At 67.3% G+C, this 1,950-nt stretch carries 2 protein-coding genes and 1 pseudogene; 2 read left to right on the top strand and 1 reads right to left on the bottom strand.

Annotation, left to right across the window (positions count from 1 at the left end):
• Positions 1 to 581 (top strand): acyltransferase family protein (locus L995_RS17930; protein ID WP_047472846.1); only part of this gene is annotated, 581 nt, incomplete at its 5' end.
• Between the two features lie 73 nt (positions 582 to 654).
• Here L995_RS17930 and rnk read toward each other — a convergent pair.
• Positions 655 to 1,059 carry a nucleoside diphosphate kinase regulator gene (rnk, locus tag L995_RS17925; protein WP_026062607.1) on the bottom strand — a complete coding sequence of 135 codons (405 nt, stop codon included), beginning with the start codon at positions 1,057 to 1,059 and terminating at the stop codon, positions 655 to 657.
• A 294-nt stretch (positions 1,060 to 1,353) separates the two neighbouring features.
• On the opposite strand from rnk, the pseudogene L995_RS17920 reads away from it, so the two are divergent.
• Positions 1,354 to 1,950 (top strand): annotated as a pseudogene (locus L995_RS17920) (PA0069 family radical SAM protein); the annotation flags it as partial.

The following is a 1,950-nucleotide window of genomic DNA, read 5'->3' as shown; positions in this document are numbered from 1 at the left end:
CCGCGTCGCAGGCGCTGGTCGTGATCGGCGTGGCGGCCTCGCTGCTGGGCTTCAATCTGGATGCGCAATGGGATGTGTGGGCGCCGTACTTCTTTGGCGCCTACGGCCTGGGCATGCTGGCGTACTGGGCCGCGCATGCGGACAAGTCCTCGACGGCCTGGAGCTGGTCCCTGCTGATCGTGGCCCTGGTCGTGGCGGCGCTGGCACTGGAGTGGCGCGACCGCATCGCGCTGGCCGGTGCCACGGCGCTGGCCCTGGTCGCGGCCATGCGCAGCCCCGCGTTTGCCCAGGCACAAGGCTGGGCGCCGCTGCGCCGGCTGGGCAAGATTTCGTACTCGGTGTTTCTCGTGCACTTCTCGGTCTGCCTGCTGGTCAACGCCGTGGAAAGCCATTTCTGGCCGCAGTCCATTCCCGCCGCCCTGCTGGGCATGTGCACGGCCTTTGCGCTGTCGATTGCGGCCGGTCATCTGCTGTACGAGCGCGTGGAGCGCCACGTTCCCAGCTGGCACATGGCGCTGCGCTGGCAGGCCGGCCTGGTGGGCACCGGCCTGATCGCGGCATTTGTGGCGGGCCTGCGCTGAGGTGCGGTGCGTCAGTCCACAAACAACAAAGGCAGCCGGTGGGCTGCCTTTTTCGCTTCACGCCGGTCGGCGTTCAACGGTGCAGCTCGCCTGCGCTTTCCGGCTGGAACTCGATGGCATCCACGCGCACGGTGACCTGGCCCGAGGGGCCGGGCATGCGGGACTGGTCGCCCACGCTCAGGCCCAGCAGGGCAATGCCCACGGGCGCGAACACCGACACCTTGTCGGCGCTGCCATCCATCTCCTTGGGATAGACCAAGGTCAGCGTATTGGTCTTGCCCGACTCCAGCAGCGTGAAGCGCACCGTGGAATTCATGGTCACCACGTTGGGCGGCATTTCCTTGGGCTCGAGCACGTCGGCACGGTCCAGCTCGGCCTCGAGCGCCTCGCGGCCGGGAAAGGCGGGCTGCTTGTCCAGCAGGGCCTCGATGCGTTCCAGGTCCAGGGACGAAAGAATGATGTGGGGCTTGCGCTCCATGGTGTTGGCTCCCTTGTGTGCTTGCGCCGTGGCTGCAGTGAAGGGCAGCGGCGCCCAAACGGACAAAAGCCCGGGCAACGCGGTTGTCCGGGCCAAGGCATCTTCAGAAAAGAGAAAAGCACCAAGTTGGTGCGATAAGGCCATTGTGCAGGCCCGTGCGCGTTCTGCCAAGCGAACCCGCACGGTGCGGTGCGGATTGGCGCGGGCACTTGCCAAGCCGGCAAAACCCACTTCGCAACCGCAGGCATGCGGGGAGTGCTTGTTGGTATGACTGTATTTTTATACAGTTGCTTCATGCTTTCCAGTCCTCCCACGCCTCATCACGACACGGCCCGGGTGCCCCTGCACCCCATCAAGGGCCGGGGCGCAGCCAGCCAACTGGCACACCGCTTCACCACCGATCCGCGCGAGGCCTTTGACGACGGCTGGGGCAGTCTTGAGGCGCCGGCCGAAGGCGAGGAAGCCGCGCCCCTGCGCACCGAACTGCGCTGGGAGCAGGCCCGCTCGGCGCTGAGCCGCCACCAGTCGCCCGACCTGCCGTTTCACATGGGGCTCAATCCCTACCGGGGCTGCGAGCATGGCTGCATCTATTGCTATGCCCGGCCCACGCACAGCTACCTGGGCTGGTCGCCGGGGCTGGACTTCGAGACCCGGCTCATCGCCAAGCAGAACCTGCCTGAGCTGCTGCGTGCCGAGCTGTCGCGCGCCAGCCATGTGGCCGCGCCCGTGATGCTGGGCTCGGTCACCGACTGCTACCAGCCCGTGGAGCGCGAGCTGGGGCTGACGCGCCGCCTGATCGAAGTGCTGGCCGAGGCGCGCCACCCGTTTTCCATCGTCACCAAGGGCAGCGGGGTGGAGCGTGACCTGGACCTGCTGGCCCCGCTGACGCGG

This window comes from Delftia sp. ZNC0008 (assembly GCF_000799035.1).
GTDB classification, from domain to species: Bacteria; Pseudomonadota; Gammaproteobacteria; order Burkholderiales; family Burkholderiaceae_C; genus Comamonas; species Comamonas tsuruhatensis.
The sequence above is the reverse complement of the archived record's forward strand: the minus strand, read 5'-3'. Positions and strand labels throughout refer to the sequence as shown.